A 19,593-nucleotide genomic window follows, 5' to 3' on the forward strand; every position below is an offset into this window, starting at 1 on the left:
CGTCTCCGCCTAGGACGTGCGGGGGCGCACCTCCAGCGTGAAACCCTCCGGCTTCATCGTGAGCAGTTCGGTCACCTTCAGTTCGTACGAGGGATCGCCGGACAGGTCGTAACGGTGCAGCAGGAGCCCGAGCACCAGGATCGCCTCGTGCAGCGCGAACTGGCGGCCGATGCAGGCGCGCGCACCCGTCCCCCAGGGCTTGTAGGTGTGGGCGGGACGGGCGCGCACCTCTGCGGGCGCGAAACGGTCCGGGTCGAACGCCTCCGGGTCCGGGCCCCAGACGGACGGATCGCGGTGCAGGGCGGGGAGCAGGACGAGGGCCCAATCGCCCTTGCGCATTGCGTACTTGCCGTCGAGGACGGTGTCCTCGCGTGCTTGGCGGGCGTAGGCGGGGGCGGTGGGCCACAGGCGCAGGGCTTCGTCCAGTACGCGGCGGAGGTAGCGGAGTTTGGGGATCTGCTCGAAGGCCGGACTGGGCGGCACCTCGCCGGGCGGTCCCCAGAGGGCGTCGACTTCGGCGCGGGCCCGGGCGAGGACTTCGGGGTTGCGGGCCAAGTAGTACAGAGCGAAGGAGAGGGCGCCCGAGGTGGTCTCGTGGCCCGCGACCAGGAAAGTGATCACCTGGTTGCGGATGTTGACCTCGTCCAGCGGGAGGCCGGTCTCCGGGTGACGGGTGTGCAGCATCAGGCCGAGCAGATCGTCCGTGCGTTCGTCGCCCGCGGTGCGCCGGGCGCGGATCACGTCGTCGATGATCTCGGTGAGGTACGTGAGACGTTCGGCGTTGCGGCGGTCCGCGCCCCGGGCGAGCAGGTTCCCGAGACCCGGCAGGCGGACCGTCTGCCGCTGCGCGTGGCGCAGGGCTCCGGTCATGGCCGTGACGAACGGGTGCGGTGCCGTGCGGTCGAAGGACCCGAAGTCGTAGCCGAAGCCGGTGCGGGCGATGGTCTCCAGAGTCAGCTTGGTCATGTCGGCGGCCACGTCCACCGGTCCTGCGGCCGCGTCCCAATGGGTCAGCAGACGATGGGCCGTCTCCCGCATGACGGGGTGGTAGGCGCGCATCGACGACTGGGTGAAGGCGGGAGCCAGGATGTCGTGCGCCGCCTGCCAGTTGGGCTCGTGGCTGTACGCGGTGAACAGGCCGTCGCCGCCCAGTCTGCGCAGCGCTTCGATGCCGAGGCCTACGTGTTTGGCGAAGCGGCTCTCGTCGGAGAGGTCGGCGGCCGGTCCGGCGCCGCTGACGAAGACGATCTCCTTGTCGAAGATCTTCCGTACGAACAGGGGTGAGCCGAGTTCGCGGGCGATCCGCACGGAGTCCTGGACCGGTGTGCGGGGCGAGACGCCGAGGATGTCGCCGAGCACGGGGACGCGGCGGGGCGGGTGCGGTATCTGGCGGGTGTCCACGGCGCGGAATCTACCTTTCCTAGCGAGGTGGTCATGCCCATCACCCTCTCAACTTGCCGCGTCCCTCTGCGAGTCAGCGAGTCTGTGAGCCTGTGCGTCTATGAGCCCGTGCGTCTATGCGTCTGCCAGTCAGCACCCTTGCCGCACCACCTCAACTCTCATTATCTTGACGCCGAGATTCCTTGGTGGAGCGGAGGGAAGACGTGGCTCCGGAAACGCTCGGCTGCGGCCTGGTCGGCCTGCATCACGTGCAGCTCGCGATCCCGCCGGGCGCCGAGGGCATCTGCCGTGAGTTCTGGGGCGGCGTTCTCGGCATGACCGAGCTGGAGAAACCACCGGTGCTGGCGGCGCGCGGCGGGTGCTGGTTCCGGGGTGGGGGTCTGGAGGTGCACTTGGGGGTCGAAGAGGACTTCCGCCCGAACCGGAAGGCCCATCCGGGCATCCTCGTGACCTCGCTGCACGCACTCGCCGAGCGGCTGGAGGACCACGGGGCGAGTGTCACCTGGGACGACAACTTCCCTGGCCACGACCGCTGCTACGCGTTCGACGCGGTGGGCAACCGGCTCGAGTTCCTGCAACCCACTGCGAGGGCCACCGTCGCTTGACCCTGGCGCCCGCACCGCTCTGTCCGCCACGCGGCCCGTTGTCAGTGGCGGCTGCGAGACTTCCCGCATGAACGCACCGGCGCCCAGCGAACCGCCGCCCGAAGCACCAACCCCCCATGCACCGACCCCCAAGGAAGACCTGCTCGAATATCTGCAGGCGGCCCGGGATTCCCTTGTGTGGAAGCTGGACGGGCTGTCCGAGTACGACGCGCGAAGGCCGCTGACGCCCACGGGGACGAATCCGCTGGGCCTGGTGAAGCATCTGACGGGTGTGGAACTGGGCTATTTCGGCGACTCGTTCGACCGCCCGTACTTCCAGGGCGATCCGCCGCCGTGGTGGTACACGGAGGTCGGCGACGACCCGCACGCGGACATGTGGGCCACCGCGGACGAGTCGCGCGCGGAGATCATCGCGTTGTACCGGGCCGCGTGGGCGCACGCCGACGAGACCTTCGCCGCACACAGCCTCGATGCGATCGGCCGTGTGCCGTGGTGGCCGGAGCACCGGCGGGCCACGACGCTGCACCACTTGATCGTGCGGGTGCTCTCCGACACTCAGCGGCACGCCGGACATGCGGATATCGTGCGGGAGTTGATCGACGGAGCGGCGGGCTGGACCCCTGACAGGAACAGCTTGCCCACCACCGATGCGGCTGAGTGGCAGACACATCGGGAGCGAGTCGAGCAGGCGGCCAAGGCCGCGGACAGCCGGTGAGCCGGGGCGGCTTCAAGGAGGGGGACACCATGCGTGCGCTGTCGGTCATCCGCGGAGACGCGACCGATCCGCAGGCCAAGGGCCAGAAGATCATCGCCCATGTGTGCAACGACCTGGGCGGCTGGGGCAAAGGCTTCGTCCTCGCCCTGTCCCGCCGCTGGCCCGAGCCCGAGCGCGACTACCGCCGTTGGCATCGCGAGCGGTCGAAGAACGACTTCGGGCTCGGTGCGGTCCGTCTCGTCGAGGTCCGCCACGACATCCACGTCGCCAACATGATCGGCCAGCGCGGCATCCGCACCGGCAGCGCCGGCCCACCGATCCGCTACGACGCCGTACGCCGGTGCCTCACCGCACTCGCCGGGCACGCCGCGGAGCAGGGCGCATCCGTTCACATGCCGCGCATCGGATGCGGCCTCGCCGGCGGGAAGTGGGAGCGGGTCGAGCCGCTCATCGTGGAGGAGCTCTGCGCGCGCGACATAGCGGTGACCGTGTACGAGCAGGGGTGAGCGGCTACCGATACGGCTCACCCCTGCCCTATGCGCTGTCGGGCCGCCCCGTGAGGGGCCGCGGCGTGCGGCCGGGGCGGGACTGGCGGACCATGGAGTCTGCGTTCGTGTCCGCGGGAAACGCCGAGGAGGTCGTCGTGGGATTGGACGACTCCCTCCCCGAGCCGCTCATCTCGGCAGATGCCGACGAGGCCATCGCGGCGGAGCCGGCCCGTACCGCCTCCCGTCTCGCCCGCGAGTACCGGATCCTGCATCAGATCGTGGCGGGCACGCACGCCGGTATCTCGGTGATGGACACCGACCTGCGCTACCTCTACATCAATCCCCGGATGGCCCGCATGAACGGGCTTCCGGCCGAAGCGCACCTGGGGCGGACCCTGCGCGAGGTGCTGCCCGGCGTCCATCGGCCCGACGCCGTCCTCCACAAGGTCCTCGCGGACGGGAAACCCCGTGAGCTGGTCGGCACGGGGCATACGCAGGTCGATTCGCCGTACGAGCGTCGAGAGTGGCGGGTGACCTACCACCGCATCGAGGACGAGCGCGCCCGGATCATCGGCATCGCCGGGATCGGTCTGGAGATCACCGAGCCGCGCCAGTACCTGCACGGCCTGGAGCGGGCCCATCAGCGCATGGCACTCCTCGACACCGCCGCCACCAGCATCGGCACCACCCTCGACGTCGAGTCCACCTGCAAGGAGGTCGCCGATTTCGTCGTGCCCGGACTCGCGGACGCCGCCTCCGTGGACCTCTTCGACGAGGACCGGCCCGGCCACCGCCTGCACTCCGAGCCCGGGGTGATGCGCCTGCGCCGCATGGCCTTCACCGCACCGCCCTACCTCGCCAAGTCCCTCGCCCGCCTCACGGACCTCGAGGGCTTCGTGGAGTACGACGCGAGCTCGCCGCTGCGCACACGCCTGGAGAGCGGCCTCCCCTGGGTGCACAACCTGCGGGCCGACCCCACGCTGCCCGGCGACGACGGCGGCCGCTACGCACGGCGGCTGGCCCAGTACCTTGCCGCGGGCGTCCATTCCGCGCTCGTGGTGCCCCTCGCCACCGAGTCACGCCAGCTCGGCATGCTGTCGATGGTGCGCTGCGCGCCCGCGCCTGCGTTCACCCGTGAAGACACCGCGGTGGCCCAGGAGTTGGCGGCGCGCGCGGCTCGCGCGCTGGAGCGTTCTCTCCAGTTCGCCCGCGAGCACACCATGGCTCTGGAACTGCAGCGGGCGCTGCTCAGCGAGCCCCATCTGCCGAACCCCAACGTGGAGACCGCCACCCGTTATCTGCCCGCCACCGACGGCACGCTGGTCGGTGGCGACTGGTTCGACATTCTCGCCCTGCCCCGGAACCGCAATCTGCTCGTCATCGGCGATGTCATGGGCCATGGCGTGGAAGCCGCCGTCGCGATGAGCAACTACCGCTCCATGGTGCGGGCCATGGCCGCCGCGGAACTCCCCCTGGACGAAGTCCTCTTCCACGCCGACCGTATGGTCGCCGAGTCGGGATTCGAACGCGTCGCCACCTGTCTGCTCGCCCTCGGCGACCCGTACACCGACACGGTGACGTACGCCAATGCCGGCCACCTGCCGCCCCTTCGGCTTTCGCCCGCCGGCGACACCGAATTGGTGCCGGTCCCCGCCGGCCCGCCGCTCGGCACCGGCCTCGGCGGATACACCACCGTCACCAGGCCGGGACTGCCCGGCGGCACTCTGATCTTCTACACCGACGGACTGGTGGAACGCCGCGACGAAGACATCGACACGTCGCTCCATCGGCTGACCCGCCTGCACCTGCGCCCGCAGGACACCCTCGACCAGATCCTCGACGCGGTCCTCGCCCAACTGACCGACGGCCCGGCCAGGGACGACATCGCCCTGATCGCGGCCCGCCCCTGCCGGCCCCGCCAAAGCTGATCCGCGTTCCGGTCCCCGGCGGCTCGTGCCACACGTTCAAGGACACCGCAGCCGGTCGCCGGTGACCGGTGGGCCCTCGAAGCCCGTGCGGTCGTACACCACCGGCACCACCGTGCGTCCGCCCCTGCCGACCTGTACCTCGATGGTCCGGCCGAGCCCGCGCACCATCCGCAGCCGCGCCTCGGGCAGGGCGGCGTGCAGTGCCTCCGCACGCCGGGCGGCCGAGGGTCCGTAGAAGATCAGCGTGCTGTCCTGGTCGTGCGGCAGCGCGTGGCGGGGCTCGCCGCTCAGGACGGTGAAGCCCATGCGCAGCAGCGCGAAGCCGATCGCCCCGTCGGATACCCGCAGCTGGATCGCCGGCAGCGGAACACCCACCGCGGTCGCGCCCGTCGGTTGAATGCGCCGGTCGCCGGTGACGGGGCGGTCCGCGCGCAGGGCGGACCAGAGCGCGTCGGAGCGTTCCCGGTCCCACAACACGGTGGAGCCGTGGCCCGGGACGCGGTGGTCGGCGTCGGCGACGGGGACGTTCGTGAACTCGGCCTGCTCCGGGCGCAGTCGGCCCACGGTCAGGGCGAGTGCGGCCAGTTCCGCCGGGGTGGTCCCCGGGTCCGTGCGGATCAGTCCGTGCAGCGCACCGACGGTCGCGACGGCCCGCGCCGGGCTGTCGAGGGCGCCCGAGTGCCGCAGCCGGTCGAGCAGTCCGGACACCAGGCGCTGCTGGCGGCGGACCCGGCCGCCGTCGCCGGGCGGGTTGACGTGGCGGGCCCTGACGTAGCGCACGGATTTGTTGCCGTTGATCCGGTGAGTGCCCGGGGTCAGGCGCAGTCCTGCAGCCCGGTCGTACACCATCTTCTCGGTGCAGACCGTGGCGCCGCCGAGGCGGTCGATCACACCGGCGAACCCCTCGAAGTCGGTCTCCATGTAGTGATCGATCCGTACGCCCGTGGCCTGCTCCACTGTGCGCCGAGTGAGGTCGCCGCCGCCGTGCTGCCAGGCGGCGTTGATCTTCCCGGAGTGGCGCGGGTGGTCGTGCGCGGCGTACTCCACGTACGAGTCCCGCAGCACCGAGACCACGCTCAACCGCTGTTCGTCCTCGGAGAGATGGGCGAGCATCATCACGTCCGTGCAGTCGCAGGCGACACCTCCCACGTGCAGCCGGTTGCGCTGTTCCACGGTCAGACCGGAGCGGCTGTCGAGGCCGACGAGCAGGATGTTGGTGCCGTCGCTGCCGGGGGTGTCCAGGATGCGGCCGGAGCGGTCCGGATGACGGTCGGACTCGTCCGATCCCCGTACCGGCTGGCCTGCCGCGGCCGTCACTGTGCCGCCCGCGAGGGTGGCCAGGAGCACGGCGGAAGTCAGTAGGCGGCGCATGCCAGCACGCTGCCGCACCGGTGGCTTCGCCGCCGCCGGGAGTGCGCCACACGGCGGAGCGTTGCGCTCCCGGCTGTCCGAGGACACCGCGCCCCTGGGAGGAGGCACGGCGCGCGTACGGCTAGACCGTCAGCGCCTGGGCGAGGTGGCCGGCGAGGGCGGTGAGCCGGTCGAGTTCGGGTCCGCCGCGAGCGCGCCGGAACCCGTGCCGGCGTGCCCAGTAGGCGGCTTCGACGGCATGGAGCTGCGCCCAGCGGCGCACCCGCTCGGGTTCCAGCTCCGCCGCATCCGCGAAGAGCTCCAGCACGCGGCGGACTTCTCTGCCCGGGTCGTCGGCTGCGATGAATACCAGCCCCATGGACTTCAGAAGCGTGCCGCCGTCCCACGCGGGATCTCCCACATATCCCTTGGGATCGACGGCGAGCCAGGGCTCCCGCTCGGCGCGCAGGATATTGCGCGGATGCAGATCGCCGTGGATCAGCACGTCGGGCTGTACGGGACCGAGTTCACGCACGGTCGCCAACGCGGCCTCGACCACCCGGCCGGGCAGGGCGGCCTCGAACTCCTCGGCGTCGACGAGCAGTCGGCGCTCCCACTGTCCGGCCCTCTCGCTTTGCCGCGGCAGCCCTGCGGGGGCGGGCACGGCCAGGCGTCTGCTGATCCGGCCGGCGACCACGACCATCTCCTCCGGGTCGGCGCTCTGGGCGAGGGTCGAGGGCCGCGCACGCTCGAGCAGCATGGCGTACAGCTCGTCGTCCCTCGCGTACAGCCGTACGGCACCGCGCCCGCCCCAGGCGGCGAAGGCGTCGGGCTCGTGCACGTTGCCCGGATGCGGAAAGGACACCTTAAGGACGGCAGGCCCCGCATCGGTGCTGCGCACCGGCACGATGACGCCTACCCCGCCGTGCATCACCGCCCCGTCCGGTACGCAGCCCCAGCCCTCCAGCAACTCGTCGACGATATGCGGCAGTCGGGCCACCCAGGCGGCGCCCCGTTCCCCTTCGCGGGCGACGGTGCTCTGAGCGAACTCCTCCGGAATCTCGATCATCCCGGCACCGTAGCGCCGTGACCGCATACGTACGGGTGACCTGCGGCAGGGGCCGAGGTACGCCTCGATCCCGTTGGCCCCAGGGCGCGCGGGTCCGCGCCGGATTCCTGGTCACGGCACCCCGTGCTCGCCTGCGCGGTGCGATGCCGCACACGTCGCTTGACCTCAACCTTGGTTGATCTTGCATGCTCCGTGTGTTCGCAGTCGACGGGCAACAAGAGGGGGCACCATGCGAGTCGTCCAAGTGCACCGTTTCGGAGGGCCGGAGGAGTTGGTCGCGGGGCGCGCGCCGGATCCGGACCGGACCGGGCCAGGTCGTGGTGGATGTGGCGGTGGCCGGCATGACCTTCGTCGAGACGCAGATCCGGCGCGGCACCGACCCCTGGCATGAGCCGCCCCGACTGCCTTACGTTCCGGGCGGTCTGGTGGCCGGCCGGGTGAGCGCCCTGGGGCCACGGGTGGACGCCACGTGGCTGGGTCGGCGTGTCCTCGCGGGAACGGGTGAGACCGGCGGTTTCGCGGAGCGGGCGGTGGCATCGGCCGCCGACCTGTTTCCGGTGCCGGACGGTCTGGGCCTGCCCGAGGCGGTCGCCCTGTACAGCGACGGCAGCACGGCGCAGGGCCTGGCCGAGCGGGCACACCTGCGCCGCGGTGAGTGGGTGCTGGTCGAAGCGGCGGCCGGCGGAGTGGGCAGCCTGCTGGTGCAGCTCGCCCGGATCGCGGGCGCGCGGGTGATCGGCGCCGCCCGTGGCCGGCAGAAGCGGGACGCGATCAGGAAGTTGGGGGCCGACGCGGCCGTCGACTACTCCGCGCCGGACTGGACCGAGCGGGTGCTCGAGGTCACGGAGGGCGCGGGCCCGGACGTCGTGTTCGACGGCGTGGGAGGCACGATCGGACGCGCCGCGTTCGAGGTGACGGCCCGGGGCGGGCGGTTCTCGGTGCACGGGGCCGCCGGCGGCGGGGCCACAGTGATCGATCCTGCGGAGGCACACGCCCGAGGCGTCGAGGTCATCGGCATCGAGCAACTCTTCGGCTTCGGTCCGCACGTCCCGCGCTGGGCGGAACAGATCATGTCCGAGGCGGCGCGAGGGCTCGTACGACCGCTCATCGGGCAGACCTTCCCGTTGGAGCGGGCCGCGGAGGCACATGCGGCGATCGAGAACCGCACCGCCCTGGGCAAGACCCTGCTGCTGATCTGAGCGGAGAACGCGGCACTCTGCCCTCGGCAGACATCCATGCGCGGCTACGCGCCCAGCGGCTCGGACCGCGCCGCCTTCGAGCAGGCGCAGGCTCTGTCCGACCCCTGTGGGCCTGCGTCCGGACGGAGCGCTGGACGCAGGCCGCGTGACGGGTCAGGAAGAGCGCTGCATCCGGCGCCGCACGGTGTACGCCGTGGCGCCGAGGCCCACGGCCACCAGAGCCGCGCCGGCCGCGATCGTGCCCGGGCCCGCGTCCTCGAAGGAGCCGCCGAGACCGCCGCGTACGCCCTGCGGGGTGGTGGAGGTGCCGGTCACCGTGAAGGAACCGGTGTACTTCTGGCTGGGGTTGGAGACGTCGCAGACCACCGTGACGGTGTACGTGCCTGCCTTGGCGCCGCTGAAGACGTTCGAGGTGCCGCTGACCTCGCCGGCGCCCCCGACGGCCGACAGGGACGCGGTCGGGAACGCGTCCGAGTAGGCGCGGGCCGAGGCGGTGGGGTTGGCGCTCGCGCAGCCGGACGCCCCGATGCGCACGGACTGGCCGGGGGCCGCGCTGCTCGGGGTCACCGCGACCGCGCCGGCCTCGACCGCCTGGGCCGTCGGGCCCGCCAGTCCCAGGGCGGCTCCGGCAAGGAGGGTCCCGACGGCCAGAGTTCTTGCGTACATGGCGTACCTCGTTCTCAGTCCTGTGCCCTTAGCCCCCGGACTGACCGAGTCACAGCGTTGGCACCTCGTGAGGCAGCCCGCTGCTTGCGGGTGCCACGTCCAGCCGAACGCAACACGCCGAAGCCCGCACCTCGGGCCCCCCGAACGATGGAACGCCGCACCACGGTTGGCCGAACGTCACCCCTCGGCGGTCACTTCGGCGGGTCCTCCCCCACAAGCCCGTCCACGGACTCCCTGATGAGGTCGGCGTGCCCGGCATGGCGGGCGTACTCCTCGAGCAGGTCGAGGAGGATCCGGCGCAGGTTGAGGCGCTCTTTGCCGCGCGTCACGTAGGCGCCCAGCTGGTCGAGGCCGCCCTGGGCGAGCGCCTTGTCGACGATCGCGCGCGAGCGGGCCACAGAGTCCCGCCACAGGGTGAACAATTCGGCCGGGGTGTGGTCGGCAGCCGTGCGGAACGCCCAGTCGGGGTCGCTGTTCCAGTCCACGGAGTCCCAGGGTTCGCCCGCGGGGGCGGCGAGCCACAGTCGGGTGAAGTGACCGTCCTCGACGTGGGCCAGGTGCTTGAGCAGTCCGCCGAGGGTCACGGCGGACCGGCCCAAGGTGGTCTGGAGTCCGGCCGCGTCCAGGCCCGAACACTTCCACTCCACGGTGGACCGCTGGCGCTCGAGTGCCCCGAGAATCGCTTCGGCCTCGCTGCCGGCGGCAGGTGGATCGGGCCAGCTGTCCGCATCGAATGCGGTGTGATCGGTCATGCCGAGGCACGCTACCGAACAGGCCCTGGAGTTACGGAAGTTCGGGGGACAGAAGTCCGGCACCCGTCGAACGGCGGGCGGCTCAGAGGCAGAGGATCCGTTCGCTGCTGCCGGGCCACCGCTCCACCTGCCCGCCGGGCGTGCGCACGTAGACATCCTTCTCGTCCTTGGCCAGCCACAGTTCGCGCCCGTCGTGCCGCCAGCCGGTGTCGACCGCGTCGGCGGGCAGCTTCGTATCCCCGGTGTACGAGGAATGGAGCCGGTCGATGTCGGCCAGGGCGCCTTCGGGGTCGCGGTAGTAGCCGCGCCCGTCCCTGCCCTCGCCGAGTGTGAGGAACTCCGCCGACTGCCAGTCACAGTGCTCGGGCCCCATCGCGCTGTGCACCTTGCGGGTGTCCACCGCACGCCCCCTCGCGTCGGACCACACCCTCAGGGCCAGGTCGTCCCGTTCACGTGCGCCGTACTCGGACGGGTCGCACAGCGCGTAGGTCTCGACGGTCCAGCCGTCCGTGCCCCGCACGTCCTCGGCGGCGATCATCCCGGCGCGGGTGCGGCCGTCGATGTCGTACGAGAAGAGCACCCGCTTGTCCTCGCGCTTCTCCACGCGGTAGCCGCGCTCCGGAGCGATCTGCCAGGACGGGTCCTGGTCCAGATGCTTCTGCAGCGCCGCCTCTGCCGATTCCGCGCTGACGCTGCTCCCGCGGTCGTGCGGGGATCCCGCCTCGAACGGGTCCCCCGCGCATTCGAGGGTCCCCAAGGCCGCGCCCCCGCCCTCCAGCGGACTGTCCTCCCCGACCCAGCCGGGCGTGGGTGCCTTGAGCGGGCCGTCGTACGCGGGCGGCGCGGACACCGCGGACTCCGGCTTCGTGACCAGACCCTCCGAGATGTCGGTGCCTCCGCACCCGCACAGCGCGATGACGCCCGCCGCAACGGCGGCGACCCCTCTGCCAGTCCGCATTCCACTCCCCCGTCTCCCGGTTGTTCACCGCTTGGACGCGGACCGGGTATGAAACGTTCGGCCCCCGACGCAGGCCGCGCCCAAGTCACCCGTCGGGACTCCGGCGCGGCCTGTGTGTGGGGCTACTTCGCGCCCGGTTCGTCCTTCGCGAGGCCCGGCTTCAGCGGCATGTTCTGGCCGGGTACGAACGCCGCGTTGATCTGCAGGCTGATCGCGTGCTCGTCGGGCGCGATGGTGACGCCGAGCACCTCCTTGAAGAGCTTGGAGTACGGCTCGGACATCTTGAACTTCCAGTCGAGGGGGCCGGCCGAGAACTTGCCGTCGTTCATACGGGGGTTGATGAGGTCGGTGTAGAACTCGGCGGTGTTGTAGTGGGCCATCTCGATCATCATCGGGGACCGCTTCTCGTCCACGTAGATGTTGCCGCTGGCCTTGGTGATCAGGGGGAAGTCGTGCAGCCAGAACCCGTCCGTGCGCAGGGAGCGGCCGGTCTTGGTGTTCGTGAACTTCCAGCCGCCCGGGTACCAGATCCGGCCGTTGACGAAGTTGATGTTGCTGTACCCCTCGGCGCCGACCGGCGTCCACAGGCCGGCGCCGTCCTTGAGGACGCCCACCGGGCAGATCCCTTCAGCCTTGACGCCGACCCGCTTGAACTCGGCGAGCAGCGCGGGCGAGAGAGGCAGGCTGCCCGTACCGGACTGGGCGAAGAACCAGAAGGACGTCTTCTTGTCCGGGGCGTCGTCGTAGTAGTGCCCGGCGGGCTTGTCCTTCTGCCCGGTCGGCGGGTTGTAGAAGGACGGCAGGCAGTTGGTGGCCGCGGGGTTCCCCTTCGGGTACTCGGGGTCGGCCCCGGCGGCAGATGCGGCCGTGACGGGCAGGGACAGCAGGGCAGCGGCGGTGATGGCTACGGTCGTTCCGGCGAATCTCACGGGTGTCTCCCAGGGCGTGGCGGACCCCCCTCGGTCGTGAGCACCACTCAACGGGGAGCCGCGGCGGGGCGGCGCGCTGATGCGGCCGTTGGGATGAGTTCCGTGGGGGTTGCAGGCACCCGAGCCGGCCTGGATAAAGTTCCACGATGTCCTCGCTCAGGCTTCGCCATTCCGCCCGCGGCCTCATCCTCGACCCTGCCGACCGCATCCTGCTGTGCCGCTTCGACAACCCCGATCTGGTCGTGTGGTCCACGCCGGGCGGTGGCGTCGAGCCAGGCGAGACGGTGCGCGAGGCTCTGCGCCGTGAGCTGCTTGAAGAGGTCGGCCTGACACTCGACCACGAGCCGCCCCACGTATGGCGTCGCCAAGTCCTCGTGGCCGGCTACGGGCCGGGCTACGACGGGGCGCTCCAGGACTACTTCCTCGTCCGCACCCACGCCTTCGACGCGGCGGGCACCTTCACCGAGGAGCAGCTGGCCGCCGAAGGCATCGCGGAGTTCCGCTGGTGGAGCCTGAAGGACATCACCACCCACCGCGGCACCGCGGTCTTCGCCCCACGCGATCTCGCCACACCGCTCTCGGCCCTGCTCACCGAGGGCGCCCCGGAACATCCGGTGATCCTCGGCCTGTAGGCGCGCCTGCTGCCGCATGGCACGCCGACCGCCATGGACTGTCAGGCCGAGGTCGAGTCACCCGAACTGTGGGAATTCCTGGGCTCGTTGCGGCATGTCGAGGACCTCTCGGAGGCCGTCCAGGTGGGGCCGCGCGTCACCGGCGAGTTCCTTGAGCCCGGCGACCGCCCGGAGCCGGGCACAGGGCTGACCGCGGCCGTCGCCGCGGTGGACCGGCAGCGGCGCACGATCCTGCTGCGTCCCGTACAGCCCGTACGGTGCTGCGCACCCGGCAGACCGCCGCCACCGGTCATCTGCTCAGCCGATGAGCGTCGCCGTGAAGCTGCGCCCGTAAGCCTGGTGGACGTCCACGTCCACGCGCGTGCCGCCCGGCACGGGGCTGATCCGGATCCCTTCGTCCGCCTCGTCGAGCCGGAGCCGACGCCCGCGCAGCACCACCGAGATCGTGTCCCGGCGCATCGTCGGGTCCGAGACCGCGATCGAGGTACGGCCGCGGCGCTCGCGCCGGACGAGGACCGACGCGGGGCCGTCCACGCTCACGCCCGCGGCGTGGTGGCGGCCCCGCGTAAAGGAGTTGAGGCCGAGCAGGTGCAGGCCCGAGTGCTCCACGGCCTGCAGGCGCGTGGAGTTCGAGACGACCTTCAGGGGGCCGCGGTCCGTGTACACACGCAGGGCGGAATCGGACGCGTCAGGCACCAACGCATAGGCCAGCGCGGCCGGTTCGGCGCCCGCCGCGTGGTCGTGGACCGCCGAGAAGACCGAGCGTGTGACCGGCGTGTCGGGGTTGGATGTACGGACGACACGCCGACTGCGCGTCACATTCTCCAGTCCGACGCGCACCGGCCCGCCGTCGAGGAAGACATAGCCGACCGCGCTCCCCCGGGTGCCGTTCGCCCAGCGCAGCCAGGACAGTTCCGCCTCCCCGGGCCCGGTGAAGGGCGTACCGTCGCGGCGTCCGCCCGTGACGGTCACCTCGTCGCCTGCCCGTGCCGTCCGCGCGTCCACCGTCGTCGTTCCCGCGCGTCCTTCGGCCCCGCCCACGCCCGCCGCCAGCACCACGATCTCGTCGTCGAGCAGGAACCACGACTTCGTCGCCGTCGCATTGCGGTAGACGACGAAGTCGTCCGGCAGCAGATCCCGGTCCGGTACGCCCACATCGCCGGACTGCACCATCGCCGCCGCCCCGTACGTACCGAGCACCGCGCCTCCGCTGTGGTCGGCGAGGCCGCGCGGGAAGTAGACGTAGGCGTTCTGTGATTCCGACGAGGGCGTGAAGTTGAGGGGGTGGCCGGGGTTGTCGTAGAACGCCTTGCCGTACAACTCCGGGACGGTGCGCCGCTGTTCGACCGGTGCGGTCACCCCGGCGAGTCCGTACGGCGAGACGGTCGTGTAGTAGTCGACGCCGAAGGCCTCGGTCTGGTCCTGGCCGGCCAGATAGAGGTAGTGCGCGCCTTCGCCCTGGAACCACGGCATGAGGTTCTCGCCGCTCATGTACTCGTACTTGCTGATCCGCGAGGACGAACGGGCCAGCGCGAAGGCGTAGCCGGGCCTGCGGTGCACGGTCTTGTCCATCGAGTTGAAGGCGACGCTGCGGGCCGCAGGTCCCAGATCGGCCGGGGTCAGCGCCGTGTCCGCGAGGATGTCGGCGTACCGCACGACGCTGACCGGAGAGACGAAGGTGGCCGGGTCGAGGGCTGCCTTGGACGTCGAGCGGATGTACTTGACGTACTGCCGCAGCGCCTTCGCTTCCGTCTCGGGTGCGAGTGAGGCGAGGTCGACCACCGCTTCGACGATCACGGCGACGTCCGTGTAGCCGGTGGCGGTGCGGGAGACCGCGCGGCCCTTGACGATCTCCATCATCCAGCCTTCGAAGATGAGCGGCGCGAACCCGTCGCGCACCCAGGTGAAGACCGTCGGCACCAGTTCCTCGCCGTGCGCGAAGCCCGAGCCGTCCAGGATCTTCAGGGTCTGCACGACCCGGGTGAGCAGCCCCTTCCCGTACGAGCCGGTGTAGGCGACCGAGCCGTGCTGGATGAACGAACCGTCGGCGTAGTGCCCGTCGGTGACGTTGTGCCGCAGGTGGTACGGGTCGATCGTGACGAACACGGTCAGCTGGTCCGTCAGGGCCTTGCGGATCCGGTTCTCGTCACCCAGGAGCGCACCCTGCAGGATGCGGTTGGTGGTGATGTCGGCGAGGTTGGCGCCGGTGTGGAAGCGGGAGTCCAGGTTCACATCGCCGTCGGTGCCGTTGCGCAGGTAGGCGTCCATCGACGCGACATACGTGGTGAGCAGATCCGGGTGGTCGGCCAGTGCGTCCGCGAGCAGCACCAGGGTCTTGGTGACGGACTGGGAGATGCCGATCTCCCAGTTGAACCAGTTGCCGTAGTAACCCTTCGCCTGGTCCCCGTAATACCGCTCGTGCAGCCAGACCAGACCGTCGAGCACCCGCCGCTGCACCGCCGCGTCGCCGAGGAGCGCGCTGCCGGGGGCGCGCGTGGCCAGGGCTATCTCGTAGAGCTGGCGGTAGGCCGTGTTGAGGTTGGCGTCGTTCGTGCCGAGCGCCAGACCGGCGAACAGCTCGTCCGGGCCCGCCTGGTCCATGGACTTCAGGGCCGCCCTCGCCGTCGCCACCATCGCGGCGAGCTTGGCTGCGGTCTCGGGCCGGGCGTTGGACGCGGCGGTGCCCGCGAAGACCGCCACGGTGTTGGCGAGCAGCTGTGCACTCCCCTCGGCCGCGGCGGCGGCGCCCGCCGGGCGCGCCGGAAGAACCGCGAGCAGTCCGGCCGCGGACAGGGCGGACATCAGCTGTCTGCGGGTGAGTTCCATGGCACGTCCTTTGCCGGTACGGGCATCAACTGGCGGCGCGGAGTCAACCAGTGATGCCCGTACGCAACAAGGGGGCCCGCAGAAACCGCTTGCCCCGGCGGGCGGCTCAGGACTCCAGCGGCAGGATCGCGCTGGGCGGGAGCACCGTGTGCTTGAGGTCCTCGGGGACCGGGTTGTTGTGCGCGGGGTACTTCGGTCCTGCCGCGTTGCGGCGGTAGACCGCCGTGGAGTGCTCGGGGTTGGTGTCGAACTCGGGGATGACCTTGTCGCCGAAGAGCTCGATCATCTCGAGGTGCTCGTCGAAGGTCATGCCGCCGGTCATACCGAAGACCAGCTGGTCACAGCCGACCGTCTGGTACGCGGCGACCTGCTCGCACACCTCGTCGGGCGTGCCGCACAGGAGCAGGCCGGCCTTGATGATCTCGTCGAGGACCTCGTCGCTGGTGATGTCGCTGCCGGCGAGCTCACCGAACGCGACCGGCGGGGTCGGCCAGGTCCGCTCGTCCATCGACTTGGGCATGGTGTCGTGGTACAGGTTCACCAGGGTGACCAGGTAGCCGATACCCGCGTGCAGGGCTATCTCACGGGCCCGCTTGCGGTCGTTGAGGCAGATGACCGTGTTGGTCATCATCACGTTGTTGTTCTGGTAGTCCCCGAGGATCTCCTTCGGGTTGGCCGCCGCCTCCTTGTACTGGCTGATGCGGCCCTTGAGTTCGAAGATCGGCTCGAAGTTGAAGGCGATCGCGCCGATGCCGAGCGAGCCGGCCTTCGCGAAGGACGTCGGGTTGCCGCACGCCATCCAGATCGGCGGGTGCGAGTGCCCGTACGGCTTGGGCAGGATGTTGTGCGGGGTGGGCACGGTGAAGTGCTCCCCGTGGAACTCGTAGTCGTGCTGCTCCCACATCCGCACGATCTCGGGCGCGACCTCGTCCCATTCGGCCTTGGTGGTCGAGGGGTCCATGATGTTGAAGGACTTCAGCTCGTGGCTGCCCGCGCCACGGCCGGTCCCCCACTCGAACCGGCCCTCGGTGATGTGGTCCAGCATCGCCGCGCGCTCCGCGTAGCGCACCGGGTGCTCCTTGCGGGGCGAAAGGCTGTTGATACCGGTGCCGAGGTGGATGCGCTCGGTCCGCGCGGCCACGTAGCCCATCGCGACCTCGGGCGCGGACATGTGGCTGTATTCGGTCAGCGAGTGATGCTCACCGAACCACACATATTTCCAGTTGTGCTGGTCCGCCTTGATCGCGAGGTCCAACTCCCGCATCAGGGCAAGGTGTTCCGACGGGCGGTGGTGGGCCGCCATGCCAGGGATGAACCCGTTGAGGAAGAGTCCGAACTCCATGAGGAGCCCTCCCGTATCGATCACGCTCCACGGGCACTGCCCGGGCGCTGCTGTCCGAGCTTATGTCGATGGCGCTCTGTCACTGATGTCGATCAAGCCGATCACTATGGCTGGGCGGAGGATGCACCAGAAGCCTGCAAGGGGCCATGGGTAGGACAGATCGAAATACGAAATCGGCCGTGGCCTTGGCCACGTCACGGGTGTGCGTCGCGGAGAATCCGCCCATGGACAAACTGGTCACCGCGTCCGCGGCCGTTTCCTCGATCCCCTCGGGCAGCACGCTGGTGCTGCCGGACCCCGGCGGCGCGGGCTTTCCAGGCAGGCTCGTGACGGCGCTGGGAACGGTGCCCGCCGAGGGGTTCACCGTGATCTGCCCGGGCGCGCCGCGCGCCGCCGAGGGCCTGCGCAAGTGGCTCGGCAGCGGCCAGATCACCCGGCTGATCGTCGACAGCGAGGCACCGGGCGGCCGGCTGGAGGGGGTGGAGGCCGAGTTCGTGCCGCCCGCCCTGCTCAAGCAGCGGCTGCAGGCGAGCGCGGCGGGCACGCCCACGTTCCTCGGGTCGGTCGGCACCCATGAGCGCCCCGCCGAGGACGGTACGCGGGCGATGTTCTTCGGCGACGACGAGTTCGCTCCCGTGCCCGCACTCACCCCGGACTTCGCCCTGGTCCGTGCCGTACAAGGCGACCCGAAGGGCAATCTCGTCTTCGCCGACGAGGTTCGGGAAGCGGTCCTTTCGGTGGCCAGGGCCGCACACCGCACGTTGGCCGAAATCGGCACGCTGCTCCCCGTACTGCATCCGCGGCTCGTGCAGCTGCCCGCGCGCCATGTGCAGTCGGTGGTCGAGGCGGCCGCGAAGGAGCGCGGCTGACCATGGAGTTCACCCTTGTCGCCGTGCTGGGCGTCATCAGCATCGTCGCGGTCGCGGCCTTCTCCGAACGGCTGGGGCTCGCTGCCCCGCTCAGCCTGGTGCTCGTCGGGATCGGGCTGAGCTTCATCCCGGGCGTGCCGCATCCGGACGTCGAACCGGAGTTGATCCTCGCCGGGGTCCTGCCGCCGCTGCTCTATTCCGCCGCGGTGAACATGCCGGTGACCGATTTCCGGCGCAATCTGGGGACCATCAGCGGGCTCGCGGTCACCTTGGTGGCGCTCTCCACGCTCGGGGCCGGTGTGCTGTTCCACTGGCTGCTGCCGGAGATCGGCTGGCCCGCCGCGTTCGCGCTCGGCGCCGTCATCAGCCCCACCGACGCGGTCGCCGCCACCTCCGTCGGCAAGCGCCTCGGACTGCCGAACCGCCTGCTCACCGTGCTCGAAGGCGAAGGCCTGGTGAACGACGCCTCCGCCCTGGTCCTCCTCCGCACGGCCGTCGCCGCATTCGCCGGCTCCTTCTCGATCTGGGCCACGGTCGGCGAGTTCCTGTACGCGGTGGTGGTGGCGGTCGCCGTCGGACTGGTCGTGGGCCTGGTCAACGTACGGCTGCGGGCGCTGCTCAACGATGCCGTACTCAATACGGCCATCTCGTTCGTCGTGCCGTTCATCGCGTATCTGCCGGCCGAGGAACTCAACGCCTCGGGAGTCCTCGCGGTCGTGATCGCCGGTCTGGTCACCGGACATCAGAGCCCCCGCTATCTGCGGGCGAACGACCGCATCGCCGAGTCGACGAACTGGCATACGGCGGCGTTCCTGCTCGAGAGCGGAATGTTCCTGCTCATGGGCCTGAGCGTGAAGACCCTCGTCGACGAGGTGCGCGCCGATGACCTGAGCGTCGCCCGCGCCCTCCTGATCGGTCTCGTGGCCGCGGCGTTCGTCATGCTCGCGCGGCTCCTTTTCATCGTCCCGCTGGTGGCCGGCATGCGGCGGGACGTGGCGAAGGCCTCGCAGACGAAGGAGCGCATCGAGGCGCTGCAGCAGGTCCTCAAGAACCCCGATGACAATCCGGACTTCGCCGACCGGATGCGCAATCTCCCGGAGAAGCGCCTGGAGAGCTTCAGGAAACGGGTCACGAAGAAGTCGGCCGACATCGAGTTCACCGTCAACCAGTACTTCGGCGCACGCGGCGGTCTGATCCTCGGCTGGGCGGGCATGCGCGGAGCGATCACGGTGGCGGCGGCGCAGACGCTCCCCGAGGACACCCCCGACCGCGCCCAGCTCATCCTGATCGCCTTCGTGGTGGCGGCCACCACGCTGCTGCTGCAGGGACTGACGCTGCCGATGGTGATCCGCAAGGTGGGCGTGCCCGAGGACGATCCGCAGCAACTGCGCGAGGAAGGCGCCCGGCTGATGAACGCCCTGGGCGAGTCCGCCACCGAATTCCTCGAGAACCCCGCGCTCACCGACAAGGCGGGCGAGCCCTATCCGCAGCGGCTCATCGAGTTCGTACGCAGCGACGCGCGCGTGGAGGCCCAGCGCAAAGCCGGGGACGGCCGCAAGCCGCAGGACGGTGCGCCGAGCAGGTACGAGGCGGGCAGCCGTGACCAGTTCCTGGAACTTCGGCTGCGCGTCCTGGCGGCGCAGCGGGAGGAACTGCTCAAGGCCCGCTCGTCGGGCACGTACAGCTCCCTGACGCTCGGCAAGGCACAGCACGTCCTCGACGTGGACGCGGCACGCTTCGAGCAGTTGGAGAGCTCCGGGCACTGACGCTGCTCACGTCGGGCCGGCGCCCCCCCCGGGGGGGGGCCCCCCCCCGGGGCCCCCCCGCCCCCGCCCCCCGGCCGGGGCCCGGCCCGGGGGTCTGG

17 protein-coding genes are annotated in these 19,593 nt (G+C 70.6%); 8 read left to right on the forward strand and 9 right to left on the reverse strand.

Annotated features, from left to right (window positions below; genetic code table 11):
• Positions 1-9: 9 nt before the first annotated feature.
• Entirely contained in the window at positions 10-1,401 is a 1,392-nt protein-coding gene (locus JAO81_RS07935; protein WP_199547072.1) for a cytochrome P450, read from the reverse strand.
• 203 nt (positions 1,402-1,604) lie between these two features.
• Here JAO81_RS07935 and JAO81_RS07940 point away from each other — a divergent pair, with 203 nt between their 5' ends.
• The 4 genes from JAO81_RS07940 to JAO81_RS07955 all read left to right on the forward strand — a co-directional run bounded on the left by JAO81_RS07940 (position 1,605) and on the right by JAO81_RS07955 (position 5,137).
• Complete coding sequence (locus JAO81_RS07940) at positions 1,605-2,006, forward strand: glyoxalase (protein ID WP_307813234.1); 402 nt, start codon at positions 1,605-1,607, stop codon at positions 2,004-2,006.
• Positions 2,007-2,073: 67 nt separating this feature from the next.
• Complete coding sequence (locus JAO81_RS07945; protein ID WP_199547073.1) at positions 2,074-2,721, forward strand: DinB family protein; 648 nt, start codon at positions 2,074-2,076, stop codon at positions 2,719-2,721.
• Between the two features lie 29 nt (positions 2,722-2,750).
• Positions 2,751-3,227 carry a macro domain-containing protein gene (locus JAO81_RS07950; protein ID WP_199547074.1) on the forward strand — a complete coding sequence of 159 codons (477 nt, stop codon included), beginning with the start codon at positions 2,751-2,753 and terminating at the stop codon, positions 3,225-3,227.
• A gap of 107 nt (positions 3,228-3,334) precedes the next feature.
• Positions 3,335-5,137, forward strand: a complete 1,803-nt coding sequence (locus JAO81_RS07955) for a SpoIIE family protein phosphatase (protein ID WP_199547075.1) — start codon at positions 3,335-3,337, stop codon at positions 5,135-5,137.
• 36 nt (positions 5,138-5,173) lie between these two features.
• Here JAO81_RS07955 and JAO81_RS07960 read toward each other — a convergent pair whose 3' ends face one another.
• Both JAO81_RS07960 and JAO81_RS07965 read right to left on the reverse strand, forming a co-directional pair.
• Positions 5,174-6,508 (reverse strand): LCP family protein, encoded by a 1,335-nt coding sequence (locus tag JAO81_RS07960; RefSeq protein ID WP_199547076.1) that lies wholly within the window; start codon positions 6,506-6,508, stop codon positions 5,174-5,176.
• 121 nt (positions 6,509-6,629) lie between these two features.
• Complete coding sequence (locus tag JAO81_RS07965) at positions 6,630-7,556, reverse strand: aminoglycoside phosphotransferase family protein (RefSeq protein WP_199547077.1); 927 nt, start codon at positions 7,554-7,556, stop codon at positions 6,630-6,632.
• 341 nt (positions 7,557-7,897) lie between these two features.
• On the opposite strand from JAO81_RS07965, the gene JAO81_RS07970 reads away from it, so the two are divergent.
• A complete protein-coding gene (locus JAO81_RS07970) occupies positions 7,898-8,755 on the forward strand; it encodes a zinc-binding dehydrogenase (RefSeq protein ID WP_233415073.1) in 858 nt (285 codons plus the stop codon).
• A gap of 153 nt (positions 8,756-8,908) precedes the next feature.
• On the opposite strand, the gene JAO81_RS07975 is transcribed toward JAO81_RS07970, so the two are convergent.
• The 4 genes from JAO81_RS07975 to JAO81_RS07990 form a co-directional block, all read right to left on the reverse strand.
• Positions 8,909-9,421, reverse strand: a complete 513-nt coding sequence (locus JAO81_RS07975) for a hypothetical protein (protein ID WP_199547078.1) — start codon at positions 9,419-9,421, stop codon at positions 8,909-8,911.
• 191 nt (positions 9,422-9,612) lie between these two features.
• Positions 9,613-10,173 carry a DinB family protein gene (locus tag JAO81_RS07980; RefSeq protein ID WP_199547079.1) on the reverse strand — a complete coding sequence of 187 codons (561 nt, stop codon included), beginning with the start codon at positions 10,171-10,173 and terminating at the stop codon, positions 9,613-9,615.
• A gap of 82 nt (positions 10,174-10,255) precedes the next feature.
• Positions 10,256-11,131: a hypothetical protein gene (locus tag JAO81_RS07985; RefSeq protein WP_199547080.1), complete on the reverse strand. Its 876-nt coding sequence runs from the start codon at positions 11,129-11,131 to the stop codon at positions 10,256-10,258.
• Positions 11,132-11,253: 122 nt separating this feature from the next.
• Positions 11,254-12,060: a hypothetical protein gene (locus JAO81_RS07990; RefSeq protein WP_199547081.1), complete on the reverse strand. Its 807-nt coding sequence runs from the start codon at positions 12,058-12,060 to the stop codon at positions 11,254-11,256.
• 146 nt (positions 12,061-12,206) lie between these two features.
• Here JAO81_RS07990 and JAO81_RS07995 point away from each other — a divergent pair, with 146 nt between their 5' ends.
• Positions 12,207-12,692: an NUDIX hydrolase gene (locus JAO81_RS07995; RefSeq protein WP_199547082.1), complete on the forward strand. Its 486-nt coding sequence runs from the start codon at positions 12,207-12,209 to the stop codon at positions 12,690-12,692.
• Between the two features lie 297 nt (positions 12,693-12,989).
• Here JAO81_RS07995 and JAO81_RS08000 read toward each other — a convergent pair whose 3' ends face one another.
• Positions 12,990-15,518 (reverse strand): polysaccharide lyase family 8 super-sandwich domain-containing protein, encoded by a 2,529-nt coding sequence (locus JAO81_RS08000; RefSeq protein ID WP_199547083.1) that lies wholly within the window; start codon positions 15,516-15,518, stop codon positions 12,990-12,992.
• Between the two features lie 106 nt (positions 15,519-15,624).
• Positions 15,625-16,860, reverse strand: coding sequence for an LLM class flavin-dependent oxidoreductase (locus JAO81_RS08005; RefSeq protein ID WP_199547084.1), 1,236 nt, complete (start codon positions 16,858-16,860; stop codon positions 15,625-15,627).
• Between the two features lie 224 nt (positions 16,861-17,084).
• On the opposite strand from JAO81_RS08005, the gene JAO81_RS08010 reads away from it, so the two are divergent.
• Positions 17,085-17,729 (forward strand): CoA-transferase, encoded by a 645-nt coding sequence (locus JAO81_RS08010; RefSeq protein ID WP_199547085.1) that lies wholly within the window; start codon positions 17,085-17,087, stop codon positions 17,727-17,729.
• 2 nt (positions 17,730-17,731) lie between these two features.
• Positions 17,732-19,495 carry a sodium:proton antiporter gene (locus tag JAO81_RS08015; protein WP_199547086.1) on the forward strand — a complete coding sequence of 588 codons (1,764 nt, stop codon included), beginning with the start codon at positions 17,732-17,734 and terminating at the stop codon, positions 19,493-19,495.
• Positions 19,496-19,593 lie beyond the last annotated feature (98 nt).

The organism is Streptomyces sp. N35, from assembly GCF_016464295.1.
Classification (GTDB): Bacteria; Actinomycetota; Actinomycetes; order Streptomycetales; family Streptomycetaceae; genus Streptomyces.